Origin of the sequence: Streptomyces resistomycificus (genome assembly GCF_001514265.1) — a bacterium.
GTDB classification, from domain to species: Bacteria; Actinomycetota; Actinomycetes; order Streptomycetales; family Streptomycetaceae; genus Streptomyces; species Streptomyces resistomycificus.
In genome coordinates this window covers 1-15,528 of the sequence record NZ_KQ949009.1, presented here as the reverse complement: position 1 = coordinate 15,528, position 15,528 = coordinate 1, and the positions used below count along the sequence as shown (strand labels likewise).

The following is a 15,528-nucleotide window of genomic DNA, read 5'->3' as shown; positions in this document are numbered from 1 at the left end:
CGGGCCGGTGTGGCGGGGCCGTCGTGGTGGGGGGTTGTAGTGGGGGGCGTTGTGGGGTGGGTTGTTGTCCTGCAGCAGCGCCCGTGACCTGGTGGGTTCAGGTCACGGGCGTCGTGTCGTGCCGGTTTGGGTGGGTGGGGTGGGTCTCAGCCCACCAGCGCGCCCAGGGCCTCCTCGGCGCGCCGCTCCCACACGGGTGCTCCTGCGGTGGCGAACCGCTGCTGCGCGGTGCGCAGGGTGGTGCGGGCGGTCTCGGTCTTGCCGAGGTGGTGGCTGACCTCGGCCAGGACCAGGCCGATGCGTCCGGCCACGAGCGGGCTGCGGCACTCCTCGGCGATTTCCAGCGCGTCGGTCAGCGTGGTCTCGGCCAGGGGTGCGTCCCCCCGGCTGTAGCGGGTCTCGCCCAGGCCCAGGAGGGTGTGGGCGAGACCGACCATGTCGGTCTTCTCCTTGACGATCCGTACCGCGCGCAGGAACGACTCCTCGGCGGCCGCCAGCTCGTCGAGGGCGAGGTGGACGCGGCCCAGGCGGTACAGCGCCTGGGCGAGGTTGCGGGTGTCGGGGGCTCGTTTCTCCTCGAGGTGCACGGCCTCCCGGGCGCATCGCATGGCCGCTTCGAGGTGGCCGCGGTCCAGTTCGGCTTCGGCCATGTTGTGCAGGGTGTGGACTTCGCCGAAGAGGTCGCCGGCCGCGCGGAAGAGGGTGAGTGCCTCGGTGAAGCGGGGCATGGCGGTGTCCGGGTCGCCGCGCATGCGGTCGCTTTGGCCCAGTGAGCGCAGGGCCATGGCCCGGCCGTGGTCCTCGCCCGCCTCGGTGTAGAAGTGCAGGGCCTTGTCGAGGTAGGAGGCGGCGTTCTCCAGCCTGCTGTAGCTCAGTTCCAGGGTGCCCAGGCCGAAGTGCATGGCGCCCTGGCCGCACAGGTCGCCGACGGTGTGGGCCGCCTCGGCGGCGGCCTGGCAGCAGGTGCGCCAGTCGTCGGTGTAGCTGCGGGTGCCGAAGAAGACCAGGGCGCTGACGGTGAGGTCCCAGGCGAGTTCGGACTGGCCGATGCGGGCCGCCTGCTGGACGGAGGCCACCAGGGCGAGGCGTTCGGCCTCGAACCATTCCAGGGGCACGGCGAGCAGTTCGTCGGTGAGGGCGGCCTCGATGCGGCGGCGCTGGACGCCGCTGTGCACCCAGGTGTCCTTGCCGGCGCCCTCGCGCCGGTCGGCTTCCTCGGCGATGGTCAGCAGGGTGCGCAGGTAGCGGGTGGTGGCGGCGAGCCGGTCGGGCTCGGAGTCCTCCTGGCGGGCGCGTTCTTCGGCGTACAGGCGGACCAGGGTGTGGAAGCGGTAGCGCAGCTGGCCGGTGGCGTCGACGTTGACGACTTCGAGGAACTGGGCGTCGACGAGGTCTTCGATGAGGCGTTCGGCGTCCAGGACTTCCTTGTTGAGGACGGCGGCGCCGCTCCAGGCGGTGAAGTCGGGTACGTCCAGCAGGCCGAGCCGGCGCAGCAGCCGGGCCGCCTCGGCGGGCAGGTAGCGGTAGCTGAGGGCGAGGCTGGCGCGGACCTGGGATTCGCCCTGGCTGAGTTCGTCCAGCCGGCGGTGTTCGTCGCTGAGCCGGTTGACCAGGTAGCGCACCGTCCAGTGTGGTTTGGAGGCCAGGCGGGCGGCGGCGATCCGCAGGGCCAGCGGCAGCCGGTCGCACAGCTCGACCAGGCGGGCGGCGTCCGGGCGGGCGGGGGCGATCCGGCGCTCGCCGACGATCGCGGTGAGCAGTTCGACGGCTTCGGTTTCCGACAGCGGGCCCAGGTGGATGCGGGCCGGGGAGGGCCAGGTGAGGAGGTCTTCCATCTGGTCGCGGCTGGTGGCCAGGACGCAGCAGCGTTTGCCGCCGGGCAGCAGCGGGCGCAGCTGCGCGTAGGTGCGTGCGTTGTCGAGGACGACCAGGACTCGGCGCTCGGCCAGCAGGCTGCGGTAGAGGGCGATGCGTTCTTCCGGCTCGTCGGGGATCTGTTCACCGGGCACGCCGAGCGAGCGCAGGAAGCGGGAGAGGATCTCGTGGGCGGTGACGGGTTCGCGGTGTTCGTCGTAGCCGCACAGGTCGGCGAAGAGCTGGCCGTCGGGGAAGTGTTCAGCGGCGCTGAAGGCCCAGCGCATGGCCAGGCCGCTCTTGCCGATGCCGGCGGCGCCGGTGATCAGGCCGATGCCGCAGGTGCCTTCGTCGGCCACCAGGCCCTGCAGGGCGGCGAGTTCCTCGCTGCGGCCGGTGAACGCCGGTACGTCCGGCGGCAGTTCGCAGGGGACGGCAGGCGCGGCGGGGGCGGGGCGGCGTTCGGTGGCGGAGGGCGCGGGTGCCAGGGAGGGATCGTCGCGCAGGATCGCGTCGTGCAGTTCGTTCAGGTCGGGTCCCGGATCGATGCCGAGTTCCTCGATGAACTGATGGCGTGCGTCGCGGTAGGTCTCCATCGCGTCGGCGCGGCGGCCCGAGCGGTACTGCGCGAGCATCAGATGGTGGCGGGTGCGTTCGCGCAGCGGGTGTTCGCGCACCATGGCCGCCAGTTCCGGGATGAGTTCCTGGTGGCGGCCCAGTTCGAGGTGGACGAGGGTCAAGTCGTCGTAGGCGTTGAGCCGGTGTTCCTCCAGGCGGGCCGCCTCGTCCTCGATCAGCTGCCCGCTCACTCCGGCGAAAGCGGGCCCGCGCCACAACTGCAGTGCTTGCGCGTACAGCTGTGCGGCCTGCGCCGGCCGGTCTTCTTCGGCGGCCTGCTCGGCCTGCTGGACGAAGTCGGAGAAGTCGGCCGCGTCGAATTGGTGGCCCTCGGTGTTCAGGACGTATCCCGGATGCGCGGTGACGATGACGTCCTGGGTGACGCCCGCGGTTTTGAAGAGTTTGCGCAGGGCCGCGACGCAGATCGCCACCTGGGTGCGGGCGGTGGGCGGCGGGTTACTGTTCCAGACCGCGTCCACCATCGTGTCCACCGGGACGACGCGGCCGGGGGTGAGCGACAGCAGGGCCAGAATGGTCCGTTGGCGGCCGGCGCCCAGCGGGACGGTTTCCTCCCCCGCACTCACCGCGAGGGGCCCCAAGACCTTGAAGCTGAGTTGTTCGCCCACTCCGGCTCCCCCTTTGTTGAAGTCCTCATTTCCGGACGACAACCAATGTAGGTCACCGAGCGCATGTTCCCCTCCGGTCGAGTGGCGATATGAGCCTTAACAGCCGGAGAAATGAATGCTGTTGGGGTGGCGGCAGGCCGCGGGGGTTTAAAAGGGATTTGCGTTCTCATACACCCGGGATGACTGAGCCGGGCCGCAAAGCGGCATTTCGCGATCCGTTGCGGGGCCTGGCGTCTTGTACGGGGAAGTGCCGGGTTAAGTCAAGCGCGAGTGCGCTTTCGAGGCAGCGGGTGCGCTGAACGCGGATTGCGCGCCGGACACGGCGGGTGCGCTGGACACGGCGGGTGTCCTGGACACGGCACGTGTGCGGGAGGTGGCACGTGTGCGGGAGGTGGCACGTGTGCGGGAGGTGGCTTGCGCCTTGGACGCGGCACGTGTGCGGGAGGTTGCTTGTGCCTTGGACGCGGCACGTGTGCGGGAGGTTGCTTGTGCCTTGGACGCGGCACGTGTGCGCTTGGGGCAGCGGGTGTGTCTGGGGCTGTGGATGTGCTTGGGGCGGTGGGTGCTTGAGGTGCGGTGTGCGGTATTGCGGCGGCGGCTTGTTGCCCGCCGCTTTCTACCAGCCGCCGCGGTCGTCCGGCGTCACGATGACCGTACCGTCGGACGCCGATACCGAGGTGCCGGAATCCTGCGTCACCGCGGGGACGACCGCGGTCAGGATCGCGGCCGAGGAGACCAGCGCGAGGGAGAGGGACTTCACCGCGGCACTCAGGTTCTTCTTCATGGTCTTCGTTTCCTGTCTGTGTGGAGCTCAGGGCCTCTGAGCTGCGCTTCCTTGCGTCTGACAGAAAACTTAAAGAACGGCGTTTTCGGGCCGTTATCGGATCTGCTTCGCCTGGCGGGCGCGGCGATAACGAGGGCCGGGGCGGGCGATAACGAGGGGCGCCGGGAGGGATATCCACCCCCGGAAGGCGGAGGGTTTCCTGCTACCGGGGCCCGGGGGCGGGCGCGGAGACTCGGTGGCCCGGCAGGGGTACTGCCGTGTCAGGGAGGTGAAGGCCGCGATGACGTCGCCTGCGACCGGCGCCGCGCTCGGCCCTCAGCGCCTCTCACCTCCGCCCTCGCCGACGGGGACGGGGACGGGGGCGGGGACGGGGGTGCCACAGCACCGCGTTTTTCGAGGGAAGCCGACAACGGCCTGCACACACACCGCACCTTTGAAGGAGAGCTCATGCCCCATGTCACCTACGTGGCCGCCGACCGCAGCGAGCAGACGCTCGATCTCCCGGTGGGCACCACCGTCATGCGCGGCGCGCTCTCCCACGGCGTCGACGGCATCGTCGGCCAGTGCGGCGGATACGTGCAGTGCGCCACCTGTCACGTCTACGTCGGCCCGGATCTGCTCGACAGGCTGGAGGCGGTGGGGGCTGATGAGGAGCGGATGCTGGGGTTCACGGCGGGCCCCCGGACTCCCAGCAGCCGCCTGAGCTGCCGGATCGAGGTCACCGAGGACCTCGACGGCCTGCAGGTCCGTCTTCCCGAACAGCAGATCTGATGTCAGCTCTGCCGGGCGGGCGCCAGCAGGCACTCTCTCGCGCCGAGCGCGCCGAGCGCGCCGAGCGCGCCGAGCGCGCCGAGCGCGCCGAGCGCGCCGAGCGCGCGGAGCCGCTCGGCGTTCGGCTTCCTCCGGCCGTGGGGCTGGACCTCGACGCTGGTTTCGCGTGCGGCCCGGCCTCCTTCAGGCGTCCGGCGAGGAGCGGGGGTTTGGGTGCGACGTCGCCGGCGAGGTCGAGGGACGTCAGGATCTTTTGCGATCCGAAGGCCGGTGTGCTGGGCCTGCCCGCGGGCCGGATGTCCGCGGGCGGCTGCCGCCTCACGGTCTTCGCTCCCCCTGCGGCGCGAGCGCTGAGAAGAGCGGAGCGTCGGCCTGCCCGCGCGCGGCCTGACCCGCGGCGCGGGGCCGCGGTCACGCCGAGAGGAACGGCTCCGTCAGATGCGGCGTCGCCAGGTGCAGCGTGGTGGCCATTTCGCGGCCGAGCAGGCGCTTTCTCGAGTGCCTGGCCGCCTCGGGGTCGGCCTCGTGCGCGTAGGCGAGTTCGGGGTGAAGCAGCTGGAGCGCGTGCACCAGGAGATCGCCGGTGACAAGCGCCCGCTCGCGCCCGTCGGTAACCAGCACACTCTGGTGTCCGGGCGTGTGACCGGGTGTGGCGACAGCGCGCCCGGCGCGCAGCGGCGTGTCCCCGTCCAGGAGCCGGAGCCGGCCGGCGGCCGTGAGCGGGTCGGTGAGGGTCTCGCGAAGCTGCGGGTTGAGCGCGTCGAGGGCGTCGAACTCGGCTTGCTGGAGCAGGTATTCGGCGTTCGGGAAAAAGGGGCGGCGGCCTCCGCTCGCGCCTCCGGGTGACGCGTGGGCGTCCACCGCGCCGCCCGCCGAGGGGACAGCCGCCTCGGTCACGACCGCCCACCCGACGTGGTCGGTGTGCAGATGGGTGAGCACCACGGTGTCGACTTCGGCCGGGTCGATGCCCGCGGCGGCGAGCGACCGGGGCAGCGCACCGGGCACGGGCGCCCACGAGCGGGCCGGGCTGTCCGCCGGACCGATCCCGGCGTCCACGACGGTGAGGCCCTTGTCGCTACGGATCGCGTAGGCGCGGAACTGGAGCCGCCAGCGGCCCTCGGCGTCGACCGCGCCCGGGTCGTAGCGGTCGGCCTCGGCCCACTGAGCGGCCGTGGCCTCGGGGAAGGCCTCGGCGCGCGGGGAGAAGAACGGGCCCTCACCGTCGGCGAGGGCGATGATCTCGCTCGAGCCGATCCAGAGGCGGGGCACGCTGAGGGACATGGCCGCGATCCTGCCATGCCTGCCACGCGGGTGGCGCCTGGTCCCCTGCCGTGATGATCTCGGTGCGGGGCGAGGTGGTCTCTCAGTGAACAGAGGGCTGTACCGGGGCCGTTGTGCCCTGTCGCGCTGCGGGGGCAGGCCGCACCGGTGCCGGCCGCGGCCGCGGCAGCGATCCGCTGGATGGTCTCCTCCAGGTTTTGCCGGACGGGGTCCGCGCCGCCCCGCCGGCTCCGTACCGGACGGGGTCCGCGCCGCCCTGCCGGCTCCGTACCAACGGCGCCGGCAAAAGCACCCTTCTCCAGCTGCTGGCAGGGGAGTTGACGCCGGACGCCGGTATCGTGCGCCGGGGACGAGGGCGCCGGGTCGGCTTCCTGCGTCAGCACAGCGCGCCCGGCGAGGCCTTCGATGCCCGGACACTGCTCGCGGCATTCGCCGCCGGCAGGGCGGGCCGGCGCGACGAGCACGCCGACGCGCTTCTTGCGCTCGGCCTGTTCCACGCCGCCGACCTCGCTGTTCCCGTACGGGACCTGTCCGCCGGGCAGCGCCGCAAGCTCGAACTGGCCCGCCTCGTGACGGCCGGCCCCCTCGATCTGCTGCTGCTCGACGAGCCGACCAACCACTTGGCCCCCGCCCTGGTGGAAGAGATCGAGGCCGCCCTGGCCCACTACACCGCCACCCTGGTCGTGGTGACACACGACCGGCTCCTGCGCGACCGCTTCGACGGCTCCCGCCTGCAACTGCCCCTGACCGCCGGGACAACGCACCAGACCTGACAGCCCCCAGCCACACCACCCCCAGCCCCCCCCCCCCCCGGCCGTCCGGCCGTCCGGCGCCCGGGCCTGGGTCTGGGGCTGGGTCCAGGGCTGGGCCCGGGCCTGGGTCTGGGCCTGGGTCCAGGGCTGGGCCCGGGGCTGGGACTGGGGCTGAGGGGCTGGGGCTGAGGGGCTGGGGGCGCGCACCGGCAAAAAGGCGGGCGGCCTGCCGCACGTGTCCCGGCCGGGGAAAACCGGCCGGGCCACAAGCGGCTTCCCTGCGGCCGGCGGCCCTTTTCCCGGCGCACTCCGCCCCCGGCCGCCTGCGTCCCTCAAGCGATCCCGCCGCACCCGCCGCGCCTGCGGCACCCCGCGGCGCCCCGCTGCTCCTGTCCTACGGTGCGCCGGGCGCCGGCTCGTCGGCGGATACGGCCTGCGGGAGGGCCTCGGGCGGCACCACCAGGGTGGTGATGACCCGTTCGGCGGCCGAGTCGAGGGTGGTGAGCACCCACTCGTCGATGGCCACGCCGCTGTGCTCGGCGGCCTTGTGCCAGTGCTCGTAGCGCTCACGCGGGACGGCCAGCTGGCGCAGGGCGGCGGCGCCGGGCGGCTTCACGGGCTCGGCGCCCCTGGCCTCCCGCAGCGCGCTGCGCAGCTGCTTGGTCGTCCACGACCGTTCCTCGGCCCGGGTCAGCCACCGGTCCTGCTCCTCGGCGGGCAGCGAGGCCACCTCGGCGTGGTGCTGGAAGGTCAGCCGTGCGTGGCGCCGTTTCATCTCGAACCGGCGGGCCACCCAGGCGTAGTTGCGCAGTGTCTGGTACTGCAGCCCGGCACCGCGGATGCCCTGCTGGTAGCGGTCGGCGTAGTGGTCCTTGCCGTAGGTCAGCCAGTCGCCCAGCCACCAGGAGGAGGAGTCCACCACCCCCGCCAGCTGGCGTCCGGCCCGCTCCCACTCGTCGTAGGAGAGCACGCCGGGGATCTGCAGTCCCACCCGCGTGGTCAGTACCTGCTCGGGACGTGGCCTGTGCGTGCCGCGCTGCTGGGGCGGGATGTTCCGCGCCAGGCGGGGCGCGGGCTGCGGCAGGGCCGTCATACCGCCCTCGGCGCCAGTCTTCAAAATCACCTGCGAGACCCCCGTTTCGATCAGTTGACGTCCACGCGCCGGGCGGCGGCGTGCCGCCCGCCCGGGCACAGATCAGGACGCTGTTTCGGCTGTCTGGACGTCCAGGACATAGCCGCGGCCCCACACCGTGCGGATGGTGAGCCCCAGCGAGTTGATCCGGTGGCGGATGCGCATCATGTGCAGGTCGAGCGCATTACGGCTCATCGACCCCTGACCGCGCCCCAGCCGGGACCTGAGCGCCTCACGCGCCACGACCTGGGTGAACTGCGACACCAGCAGCGACAGCAGACTCGCCTGCATGGGCGAGAGCGTCACCGACCGGGAGGCGAACCGCAGCACGCCCTCCTCGTCGAGCCGGGGCGAGCGGTTTTGGTGATAGCGGCTGACCAGCGCGTCGGTACGGGCCTTGAGGTCGGGCGAGGTGACAGGAGTACGAACCCAGTCCTCGAAGATGTCCTCACACACCGGAGCCTCCAGACCCGCCTCCACCACCAGGATCCGCGGCACGCCACGCGACCTGCACTCCTCACGCAGGTCCCGCTGCGCGGGCCAGCGCAACAGCCGCACCTCCCCCGGCAGCTCGTTCCGCGTCCTCGCCTCTTGCGTGATCATCCGAACCCCGTCTCCTCGGCAGTCCACGACGCGCAGGGCCAGGAACACCGCGACACCCCCAGACCCGGACGTGATCACGCCGGCCCGGTGGCCGCACGGTCTTCCCCCATATGGCGTGCCTCCGCAACCGAAAAAATACCAGCAGCCAGGTTTTTTTACAACGGAGTGACGGCAGCCCCGACCACACCCCGGACCCGGCAACGCGATGCCGCCACCCCGGCAAGGGCCCCGCCCCCACGACCACTTGAAGCGGGGGCACCACGAGCTCCGGGCACCACCACCGCCCACCGGCACGCGGCGACAGCCGGACCTGGCGGACAGGCGGCACGGGGCAACGGGCAACGGGCAACGGCCCACAGGCGGCGCGGGACGACGACCGAAGGGACAGCGCGAGGCAACGGCCGGACCGGCGGCGCGGGGCGCCGACGCGGTGGGCGACGGGTGACGCCGGCGCCGCAGGGCTGCTCGGCCGGCTCCGAGGAGGCGCGGCTGCCCTTGTCGCCCGACCGCGGCGGCGCAGCGCGTCCGGGCGCGGCGCCCGGTGTGCGGCAAGCCCGCCCGAGGCGCCCGGTACCGGGGTGCACGGCCGCCAGGGTGCGCGGGCGTCGGGGAGCGCCCTGGCGTGCAGGGCGCCCGGGCGTCGGGGAGCGCCCTGGCGTGCAGGGGGTGTGGGGGCGCGCCCTGAGGGGGCGTTGCCTACGGGGTGCGCGGCGTATGGGGTGCGCGGCGTATGGGGTGCGCGGTGGCGCCGGCACGGCCGGGCAGGGCAAGGGCCGGGCCGGGCCGGGCCGGGCAGGGCCGGGCCGGTGCGGGTGGGCTGCCGCGGTGGCGTGGGTGGTGCTTTCGTGGGGGGGGCCGGCGGTCATCCGCGTGGTGTCTCGAGCTCACCGGCGAAACGCAGCCACGCGTCCGCGCAGTGGCGGGCGGCCTGGGCCAGGGTGTCCTTGCGGTGTTCGGGCACGCCGGCCAGCAGGCGCTCCCACTGGGCGTCGTCACCGATGCAGTGGGCGGACAGCAGTTGCAGCAGCATCCGCCCCGCGTCCGTGCGCAGTGCGGGGTCCTTGCGCATGCCGGCCAGGGCCGGCCCGACGGCTGCCGGGCCGGCCGGCGGGATGTCGTGCCCGCCGGGCCGGGCCGCGGCCGGGGGGCGGACCGGGTCCTGGCCCCGGCGCATCCGGTCGCGTACGTCTTTGGCGGTGGCGGCGGCGATACCCGCCTGCTGGGCGATCTCCCGCAGCGACGCACGGGGGTTGTCGGCGATCACCCGGCTCGCCCGCAGCCGCCCCTCGGCAGCGCGCAGCGGCCGCACCCGCCCGTCCCGGCCCACCCGGGCGCCCAACTGCCCGCCCGGACCGGCTGAACGGCGGCGCAGGGAGGCGACGGTACTCGCGGACAGCCCGGCATTGACGGCAATACGCCGGTTGGACCAGAACGGAAAGGTCTCGAGCAGGCGCCCGGCCGCGGCCGTCCGGTCCTCGCGCGACAGCGGCAGCCCATGGGCGATGTTCAACCGCACCGACAGCGCGAACACGTCAACCTCGCCACCCTCGAAGTACTCCACCGCAATGGTTTGCTCACCCCGCAACTGCGCCGCCCGCAGCCGGTGCATCCCGTCCACGACACGCATCGTCTCGCGGTGGACCACAACCGGCGGCAGCACATCACCCAGCCGCGCCAGCATCCGGACATGCTGGGCGCTCTCCCCGTTCAGCCGCGGGGAGTCACCAGCCACCAACGCCCCCACCGCCACCACAGCCCGCCGGCCAACAGGCCGCTCCCCCACAGGCCGCTCCCCCGCAGGCCGCAGGCCGACAGACCGCTCCCCCGCGGGCCGGCGGCCGACCGCGCCGGACACGCCGGTGGCGGCCGCCGGTACGGTGCCGGCGCTCACCGCCGGACGCAGACTCTCCACCCCGCCCCCCAGAAAAAGGTCGTCACCGGCGCCTGCCGGGGGCGGCTCACCCCCGCCCGCACCCCACACCCGCCCGCCCGGCACAGCCCGGACAGCACAGCCCGGCACAGCCCGAACGGCACATGCACAGCCCGGCACAGCCCGAACGGCACAGCCCGGCACAGCCCGAACGGCACGGCCGAACGGCACACGGTCCGGCGCGGCGCGGCCCGACCCAGTAAACATACCTGGGCGCCGGTTTACAACTCCCCCACAGGGCGCGTGGCACCTTCACTGCCTCGCCCGGCCAGTGGCTGGCCGGTGACTGGCCAGTGAGAGCTTCATCAGGTGAGATAGTACAGAACCAGCATCCTGGTTTTATATTTTGGGTTGCATGGTGCACCCAGTCGCCCCGAGGAGCCCTGGCCATGAAACAGGAACGTGCCGCCCATACCCGCCAGTCGCTCATCCGGTCCGCGGCCGAGGCGTTCGAGCAGCACGGGTACGTCCGGGCGAGCCTGGCGCAGATCAGCTCCAGCGCGGGTGTCAGCACCGGCGCCCTGCACTTCCACTTCGCGAACAAGGCGGCGCTGGCCTCCACGGTCGAGGCCAGCGCGGCGGTGGTGCTGCGCCGCAGTGCCCAGGCCGCCCAGCGTCCGGACCTGAACGCCCTGCAGCAGCTCATCAGCACCTCCCATGCGCTTGCCGACCAGCTGTGCCACGACGCCGTGGCCCGGGCCGGCTACCGGCTGAACTGCGAAACCCCCCACCGCACCGGCCTCGAGCTGCGCGGCGAGTGGCAGGAGTGCGTGCGCCACCTGCTGGCCCGGGCCGCCGAGGACCACCTCCTGGCGGACGGCATCGCCTGTGAGGACCTGACCACCTCGGTGACGGCAGCGACCATCGGCTTCGAAGTACTCGGACGCAGGGATTTCGGCTGGCTCTCCCCCGCCTCGCTCACCCGCTTCTGGCGGCTGGTCCTGCCACGCTGGGCCACCGCGCCCACCCTGGCCGGCCTCGACCCCGAACAGCGGCCCGCCACGACCTGAACCGCACCCGCACGCGAACACGCCGCACCCGCCCGTGCCCGCACGCGAACACGCCGTACCCGCCCCCACGTTCACCCGCGAGCAGGCCACCGATCCCGTACGCGGACCAGCTCCCTCCCCCCTCCCCCACGGCACCGGCAGCCACCGGCACGACACCCGCGCCCGGACACCAGCCGGCCCGCCGTCCGCAAACGGCACCCCCGCCGAGCCCGCCCGGCACCCACCCGCGGTCTTCCACGCACAGCGCCCACCACAGGCAAGAAACCCAAGACGGAAAGCCGAACCGGAAAGGCCGGAGCGCCGGGACACCACAGCACGACCCGATCCGCTATCACCGACCAGCCCAAGTCCCGCCCACCTGCCGGTCAGACCCAGTCGAGAGCGGCCGGCTCCCCCAACAAACTCGCCAACACCGAGACCTCGCCATCCCCACACGCAAACCACGCGAGCACCCGCACCACGCCACCCCGGGACGAGCACGACACCATCAACGCACTAACACCTCACACCCCACGGCGCGTGCCGACGGCAACAACCCCGGGACCCGCACCAACGTCAGCATCGGCGGCGGTGGCGGTGGCGGTGGCAAGCTTCGGTGTCGGCGTCGGCATCAACCCCGGCCTAGGCGCCGGCTGCCGGCGTAGGTGAACGTTGCGGTGGTTCCCGCGACATGCCACCCACCGAAACAGCAGTGCACACGCAGCCCGCAATGCCCCCCATGGCCCGCAGCCCTCCCACAAGCAGCCACCCCCGGCAGGCGGCGCCCCCGGCGCCGCGGCCCCGGGCCCGGACAGCCGACCACACCAACAGCCCCGCCCCCGACGCCGGCCGGGCAGCCACCCACCAAGGACACCAGAACACCAGGCCACCAGAGCGCCCAGGACGCCGCGCGGCCCCCGCCCCCGGCCCGAACCAGCCCCGCCCCGCCCCACACACCGCACCGCGCTGCACACCGCACCGCACCGCGCTGCACTGCACCGCCGGGGGGGATCCGTGTCGTCGCGGGGCTCACCCTCCCCCGGACGACGCCACGTGCCGCACCGGCCCGGCAGCGCTCTAGACGAGCTCGTCCACCTCCCGCGAGCCGGACCGGCCGTGCGCGGCGGCGGCTTCGTACACCCGCTGGGCGCGCTCGGGGGTGAACTCCAGACGGATGAGCACCCCCGGCACCGCGATCGTCGCCATCAGATGCCGGTACAGCTCCGAGACCCGCTCCAGCATGTCCTCGTGACGGGTCATGATGTTCGACAGGATCTGCACCCCGGTGAAACACCCCACGAACAGCTTCGCGATCAGCTCCACATCGACATGGGGCACCAGCTCCCCGTTCGCCTTGGCCTTCTCAAACAGCTCGGCCGAGCGGCTGATCCACCCCTGCATCGGCACCCTGCGGTCCAGCCCGTCCTGGAACGAGCCCTGCTCGACCGTCAGCCGCACACTCCCACGCACCCGCGCATCACCCGACCGCAGCAGATACGCCAGCAGCAGCGCCTCGTCCACCGCCTCCTGCAGCGCCAGATCCTGCGGCCGGATCGGCGGAATCGCCGTGACCTGCTCCGCCAGGATCAGCTGGGCGATCTCCTCCTTGGACGTGAAGTGGAAGTAGAACGCCCCCTTCGTCACCTCGGAACGCTTGAGGATCTCAGAGATCGTGGTGGCCTCGTACCCGACCTCGTCGAACACCTCGGCCGCGGCAACAAGGATCTTCTGCCGCGTCCGAATGGCTCGTTCCTGCCGCGCCATCACACACCTCCGTACCACCAGTGCAGGCAAAACCAAACCGTAAGGTTCGTATCCTACTGCCGGTTACTCCCCGTCGCGAGTACACACCCCGGGACATCACGGCACGTCGATGACGGACGGTCGACCGGACACCACCCGAAGGTGACACCAAACCCCAGAATAAAACCAGTGCATCGGTTTCTTCAAGCCGCCAGACCACCCCCGCACCCCCCGGCCCCGGCCGCCCCCCGAACCCCGTATCAGCCCGTCACACCCGGACGGAAGCGCTCCGCAGCCCACAACCGGACACCCTCACGCCCCACCCCGCCACCACCGGATTGCCCACACAAACTGACCGGATCGCCTTGAAAACAAAACCGGTTGGTACGTATCTTGTGGGCCTGGGCTCCCCACACGCCGGGAGCCTCTTCGACGGGGAGAGGTCCATGACCTTGCTGACGCTCACGAAAGGCCCGGCCCGCACCCGCGAGGCGGTTTTCCCTGCAGCCCCCCAGCCCGGGGACACACCCCCGCCCACCACCCCCCACACCCACACCCACACCGACACCGACACCGACACCGGCACCGGCCTCCACGCCGGCACCGGCCTCGTCCTCGGCACCGGCCTCCACGCCCTCCCCGGCACCAAAAACCCAGACGGGAACGCGGACGGGAACGGGAACACGGACGGGAACGGGAACGGGGACGCGGCCGCCACCAGCAAGGCGCTGGCCTACCTCCTCTACGACCAGCACGAGGGCGAACGCATCCACACCCCCTGGCGCACCCTCGTCACCAGCCCCGACTTCGCCCCCCGCCCCGGCCTGACCCCCGCCCAGCGCACCGCCCAGTCCTACCAGCGCCTACACCTGGTCAACCGCACCCTGGACAGCGCCGAAGCCCTCGCAGACGACCCCCGCCGGCTGACCAGCCTCATCGAGTGGACCGCCATGGCCGACAGCGGACTGGGCACCCTCGCCGCCATCCACTACAACCTCTTCCTCGGCAGCCTCCTCGACCACGACAGCCACCACCGCGACCTGTCCCCCTACACCTCACTCCAGCACACCGGCACATTCCTGTGCACCGAACTCGACCACGGCAACGACGCCACATCCCTCCAGACCACCGCCACCCTCAACCCCCACACCGGCGGCTTCACCCTCCACACCCCCACCCCCGGCGCCCGCAAATTCATGCCCAACACCAGCCCCACCGGCGGCCCCAAAACCGCCCTCGTAGCAGCCCGACTCATCATCGAAAACCGCGACGAAGGCATCTACCTCTTCCTCACCCCCCTCAGCGACCAACACGGCACCCTGCCCGGCATCCACGTCCAACCCCTCGGCGAACGCATGGGCAGCCCCCTCGACCACTGCCTCACCACCTTCCACCACCTCCCCCTCCCCCGCACCGCCCTCCTCCAGGCCGACCACGGCCGCCTCGACCCCACCAACACCCTCCACACCACCCACAAAAACCGCCGAAGACGCTTCCTGCACTCCATCAACAGAGTCACCCTCGGAAAACTCTGCATGAGCGCCGCCGCCATCGGCGCCTCCCGCACCGCCCTCGCCATCGCCGTCCACCACGCCCACCAACGCCACATCGCCGGCCCCAAAACCGGCCAACGCATCCCCCTCGCCGCCCACCGCAGCCACTCCGGACGCCTCCTCAACGCCCTCGCCACCACCTACGCCATGACCTTCCTCCACCGCACCACCCTCAACCAATACACCCACCACACCCCCACCAACCGCACCCACACCGAACGCCACATCGCCATCACCAAAAGCTGGACCACCTGGCAAGCCCGCACCATCGTCACCGAATGCCGCGAACGCTGCGGCGCCCAAGGCCTCTTCACCGACAACCGCCTCAGCGACCTCATGAACGACCTCGAAGGCACCATCACCGCCGAAGGCGACAACCTCGTCATCTACCTCAAAGCCGCCTCAGAAATGATCTTCAACCACCAACCCCAACAACCCCCCACCACCCCACCCACCCACCAACAACTCACCAACCCCCACTTCCTCCGCGACCTCCTCACCCACACCACCAACCTCTGGCAAACCCGCGCCCGCACCGCCCTCCGACAAGGCCCCACCCAAAACCCCCTCGCCCGCTGGAACAACACCTCCACCCCCGCCCTCAACATGGTCAACACCCACGCCCAACTCCAAGCCGCCAACGCCTTCCTCACCGCCACCCAACACCCCACCACCCCCACCCCCACCCGCCACCTCCTCCAACAACTCTGCCAACTCTTCCTCCTCACACAACTCACCCCCCACACCGGCGACCTCCTCGCCCACCAACACCTCACCCCCCACCACCTCCACACCCTCCCCACCACCATCGACACCCTCACCACCCAACTCACCCCCCACCTCACCACCCTCACCAACGCCCTCAACCACCACACCACCCCACACACCCCCC

10 protein-coding genes and 1 pseudogene are annotated in these 15,528 nt (G+C 71.8%); 4 read left to right on the top strand and 7 right to left on the bottom strand.

Translation table 11 applies throughout. The annotated features are described in order from the left end of the window. Positions 1-146: 146 nt before the first annotated feature. Together AQJ84_RS39435 and AQJ84_RS43335 are read right to left on the bottom strand one after the other, a co-directional pair. On the bottom strand, positions 147-3,098 hold the full coding sequence (locus AQJ84_RS39435; protein ID WP_079022616.1) for an AfsR/SARP family transcriptional regulator: 2,952 nt from the start codon (positions 3,096-3,098) through the stop codon (positions 147-149). Positions 3,099-3,714: 616 nt separating this feature from the next. Beyond that, the gene (locus AQJ84_RS43335) at positions 3,715-3,882 is read right to left on the bottom strand and encodes a hypothetical protein (protein WP_157874927.1); all 168 of its coding nucleotides are present in this window, start codon (positions 3,880-3,882) and stop codon (positions 3,715-3,717) included. 447 nt (positions 3,883-4,329) lie between these two features. Between AQJ84_RS43335 and AQJ84_RS39430 the strand changes: the two genes are divergently transcribed. Further along, positions 4,330-4,653: a 2Fe-2S iron-sulfur cluster-binding protein gene (locus AQJ84_RS39430; protein ID WP_030045469.1), complete on the top strand. Its 324-nt coding sequence runs from the start codon at positions 4,330-4,332 to the stop codon at positions 4,651-4,653. A 411-nt stretch (positions 4,654-5,064) separates the two neighbouring features. Here the strand turns inward: AQJ84_RS39430 and AQJ84_RS39425 are convergent, their stop codons facing one another. Then, positions 5,065-5,934, bottom strand: coding sequence for an MBL fold metallo-hydrolase (locus tag AQJ84_RS39425; RefSeq protein WP_030045468.1), 870 nt, complete (start codon positions 5,932-5,934; stop codon positions 5,065-5,067). Between the two features lie 272 nt (positions 5,935-6,206). Here AQJ84_RS39425 and AQJ84_RS39420 point away from each other — a divergent pair. After that, a pseudogene (locus tag AQJ84_RS39420) lies at positions 6,207-6,707 on the top strand (ATP-binding cassette domain-containing protein); the annotation flags it as partial. Positions 6,708-7,080: 373 nt separating this feature from the next. Here AQJ84_RS39420 and AQJ84_RS39415 read toward each other — a convergent pair. The 3 genes from AQJ84_RS39415 to AQJ84_RS42790 all read right to left on the bottom strand — a co-directional run bounded on the left by AQJ84_RS39415 (position 7,081) and on the right by AQJ84_RS42790 (position 10,153). After that, positions 7,081-7,809, bottom strand: a complete 729-nt coding sequence (locus AQJ84_RS39415; protein ID WP_225877242.1) for an LmbU family transcriptional regulator — start codon at positions 7,807-7,809, stop codon at positions 7,081-7,083. Between the two features lie 72 nt (positions 7,810-7,881). Then, a complete protein-coding gene (locus tag AQJ84_RS39410; protein WP_078631895.1) occupies positions 7,882-8,421 on the bottom strand; it encodes a winged helix-turn-helix domain-containing protein in 540 nt (179 codons plus the stop codon). An 862-nt stretch (positions 8,422-9,283) separates the two neighbouring features. Continuing rightward, a complete protein-coding gene (locus AQJ84_RS42790) occupies positions 9,284-10,153 on the bottom strand; it encodes a ParB/RepB/Spo0J family partition protein (RefSeq protein ID WP_225889276.1) in 870 nt (289 codons plus the stop codon). 587 nt (positions 10,154-10,740) lie between these two features. On the opposite strand from AQJ84_RS42790, the gene AQJ84_RS39400 reads away from it, so the two are divergent. Next, the gene (locus AQJ84_RS39400; protein ID WP_030040552.1) at positions 10,741-11,361 is read left to right on the top strand and encodes a ScbR family autoregulator-binding transcription factor; all 621 of its coding nucleotides are present in this window, start codon (positions 10,741-10,743) and stop codon (positions 11,359-11,361) included. A 1,056-nt stretch (positions 11,362-12,417) separates the two neighbouring features. On the opposite strand, the gene AQJ84_RS39395 is transcribed toward AQJ84_RS39400, so the two are convergent. Beyond that, entirely contained in the window at positions 12,418-13,104 is a 687-nt protein-coding gene (locus tag AQJ84_RS39395; protein ID WP_051869918.1) for a ScbR family autoregulator-binding transcription factor, read from the bottom strand. A 425-nt stretch (positions 13,105-13,529) separates the two neighbouring features. On the opposite strand from AQJ84_RS39395, the gene AQJ84_RS44875 reads away from it, so the two are divergent. Next, on the top strand, positions 13,530-15,528 hold a 1,999-nt coding region (locus tag AQJ84_RS44875), incomplete at its 3' end, for an acyl-CoA dehydrogenase family protein (RefSeq protein WP_063804463.1).

Coding starts and splice junctions, on each gene's coding strand:
- AQJ84_RS43335 (WP_157874927.1), bottom strand. CDS start 3,882: ATGAAGAAGAACCTGAGTGCCGCGGTGAAGTCCCTCTCCCTCGCGCTG.
- AQJ84_RS39430 (WP_030045469.1), top strand. CDS start 4,330: ATGCCCCATGTCACCTACGTGGCCGCCGACCGCAGCGAGCAGACGCTC.
- AQJ84_RS39425 (WP_030045468.1), bottom strand. CDS start 5,934: ATGTCCCTCAGCGTGCCCCGCCTCTGGATCGGCTCGAGCGAGATCATC.
- AQJ84_RS39410 (WP_078631895.1), bottom strand. CDS start 8,421: ATGATCACGCAAGAGGCGAGGACGCGGAACGAGCTGCCGGGGGAGGTG.
- AQJ84_RS39400 (WP_030040552.1), top strand. CDS start 10,741: ATGAAACAGGAACGTGCCGCCCATACCCGCCAGTCGCTCATCCGGTCC.
- AQJ84_RS39395 (WP_051869918.1), bottom strand. CDS start 13,104: ATGGCGCGGCAGGAACGAGCCATTCGGACGCGGCAGAAGATCCTTGTT.